At 66.6% G+C, this 2,331-nt stretch carries 4 protein-coding genes; all 4 read left to right on the top strand.

Features of this window, described 5'->3' with window-relative positions; genetic code table 11:
• Positions 1 to 430 precede the first annotated feature (430 nt).
• The gene (locus G3N93_RS38695) at positions 431 to 784 is read left to right on the top strand and encodes a YciI family protein (protein WP_011355878.1); all 354 of its coding nucleotides are present in this window, start codon (positions 431 to 433) and stop codon (positions 782 to 784) included.
• Between the two features lie 125 nt (positions 785 to 909).
• The gene (locus tag G3N93_RS38700; protein ID WP_174938724.1) at positions 910 to 1,329 is read left to right on the top strand and encodes a YciI family protein; all 420 of its coding nucleotides are present in this window, start codon (positions 910 to 912) and stop codon (positions 1,327 to 1,329) included.
• A 42-nt stretch (positions 1,330 to 1,371) separates the two neighbouring features.
• On the top strand, positions 1,372 to 1,788 hold the full coding sequence (locus G3N93_RS38705) for a VOC family protein (RefSeq protein ID WP_011355876.1): 417 nt from the start codon (positions 1,372 to 1,374) through the stop codon (positions 1,786 to 1,788).
• On the top strand, positions 1,785 to 2,331 hold a 547-nt coding region (locus G3N93_RS38710), incomplete at its 3' end, for a sigma factor (RefSeq protein WP_307873454.1). The genes G3N93_RS38705 and G3N93_RS38710, both read left to right, overlap by 4 nt.

Below are 2,331 nucleotides of genomic sequence, written 5' to 3' on the forward strand. Positions count from 1 at the left end.
TTGGGTATGTGTGTGTGACAGTTTTGTTTGTTCTCGTGGTCGCTCTCTGTTGTTTATTGCTTGTCTTTGTTTTTTTTCTGAGCCGGCAGCACCCCGAGTTCACACCCCTGCGCACACTCCTTCCCTACACGGCGCTCTTCCCATCGGCCGGCCGGGCGGAGAAGGCGGCGAGCGCACTCAGGGCGATGAACGGTGCAACGGCAAGCGGCACAAGCAGGCGTGACATGGGGCGGTCCACAGGAAGAAAATCCGACGGTTCGGGAAAGCATCTTGACGGCAAAATGTCAGGAAGCGGCCGAATTGGCCGTCCGGCCAGTTGCCGATTGGCCGACGATGCAAGTCGCACGGCGGCTGCTACGCTTTTGCATCGGCCGGCGCATCCCGATCGCGCAGCGAACGCTGCCGCGCCCCGTTCCTACAGGAGAAGTCCATGTCTTACATGCTGTTGATTGTCGAGCCGACCGACCAGCGCGCCGAACGCACGCTCGACGAAGGTCAGGCGCTGTACGCACGGATGGTCGATTTCGCCGAGACGCTGAAGGCGCGCGGCGTGCTGCGCGGCGTCGAGTCGCTGGAGCGCTCCGAGCGCGGTACGCGCGTGCAGGTGCGCGACGGCGAGACGCGCCTGCTCGACGGCCCGTTCGCGGAGGCGAAGGAGATGGTCGGCGGCTTCTTCATCGTCGACGTCGACACGCGCGAGGAAGCGATCGAGATCGCGCGCCAGTGCCCGGCCGCGCAGTGGTGCACGGTCGAGGTGCGGGCGGTCGGCCCGTGCTTCCTGTGAAGGCCGCGACTCGGTATTTACCCTGATATGTCGCGGAATATGTCGATCCGGCAGTCTTCCGTCCGTCGTCCGGATAAGGCGCCGATGAACGGGCGCTGCCATCCACCGACGACAAGGAGTGAACGATGCGATTCATGATCATGATCCGGGCGAACGCCGTCAGCGAGTCCGATGCGTTGCCGGACAACCGGCTGGTCGAGGCCATGACCGTCTATCACGAGGAGCTGGCCAAGGCTGGTGTGCTGCTCGATGCAAACGGGCTGCGGTCGAGCGCGAGCGGCTGGCGCGTGCGCTACACGGGCGGCAGGGGCACCGTGGTCGACGGCCCGTTCGCCGAAACGAAGGAACTGATTGCCGGCTATACGCTGATCCAGGTGCGTTCGCGTGACGAAGCGCTCGAATGGACGCGCCGGTTTCCCGCGCCGTTCGGCGCCGAGATGGATTGCGAGATCGAGGTGCGGCCGCTGTTCGAGCTCGACGACCTCACGCCGAGCGACGCGGTCGAGCGGTTTCGCGAACTCCACGTCGGCCGCACCGGCGCCTGATTGATTGCCCACCTGAATCCAACCTCACCGGGAGCACCCGACATGCACAAGATGGTCTTCATCAACCTGCCCGTGGCCGACCTGCCGCGCTCGAAGGCGTTCTACCAGGCGCTCGGTTTCGAAGTCGTACCGGCCTATACCAACGACCAGGCTGCCTGCATCAAGATCAGCGACACGATCTTCGCGATGCTGCTCGTCCGGCCGTTTTTCCAGACGTTCACCGGCAAAACCATCATCGATCCGGCAACGCAGGTGCAGGTCCTGTCGTGCCTGTCGTGCGAAAGCCGCGCCGAGGTCGACGGAATCGTCGCCAAGGCGTTGGCGGCTGGCGGCTCCGCGCCGCAAGCGCCGCGCGAGTACCCGAACATGTACGGCCACGGGTTCGACGATCCGGACGGCCATGCATGGGAGCTGATGGCCATGCCGCTGGACGCGTCCGCCGAGGGGCAGGCGTCGTGACGCGTGAGGCGACCTACCGTGCGATCGAAGCGGTCTGGCGGATCGAGTCGCCCAAGATCATCGCGCGCGCCGCGCGCGTGGTGCGCGACGTCGGTGTGGCCGAGGAACTGGCGCAGGACACGCTCGTCGCGGCGCTCGAGCACTGGCCCGTCGACGGCGTGCCCGACAACCCGGCCGCCTGGCTGATGACGGCCGTGAAGCGTCGCGCGCTCGATCGGGTCCGGCAGGAGTCGCTCCACGCGGCGAAGCGCGACCAGCTCGGTCACGAGATGGACGCGCTCGAAGCGCATGTCGTCCCCGACATCGCGGAGGCGCTCGCCGACGCGAGCGAGGACGACATCGGCGACGACCTGCTGCGGCTGATCTTCACGTCGTGCCACCCGGTGCTGTCGACCGATGCGCGCGTCGCGCTGACGCTGCGGCTGCTCGGCGGGCTGACGACGGGCGAGATCGCGCGCGCGTTCCTGACGCCCGAACCGACGATCGCGCAGCGGATCGTGCGCGCCAAGCGCACGCTCGCGGCGGCGCACGTGCCGTTCGAGG

The sequence above is a fragment of the Burkholderia sp. Se-20378 genome (assembly GCF_017104665.1).
Taxonomy (GTDB): domain Bacteria; phylum Pseudomonadota; class Gammaproteobacteria; order Burkholderiales; family Burkholderiaceae; genus Burkholderia; species Burkholderia lata.

What these genes read in the sequence shown, in the direction of transcription:
- G3N93_RS38695 (WP_011355878.1), top strand. Translation starts at nt 431, where the DNA reads ATGTCTTACATGCTGTTGATTGTCGAGCCGACCGACCAGCGCGCCGAA.
- G3N93_RS38700 (WP_174938724.1), top strand. Translation starts at nt 910, where the DNA reads ATGCGATTCATGATCATGATCCGGGCGAACGCCGTCAGCGAGTCCGAT.
- G3N93_RS38705 (WP_011355876.1), top strand. Translation starts at nt 1,372, where the DNA reads ATGCACAAGATGGTCTTCATCAACCTGCCCGTGGCCGACCTGCCGCGC.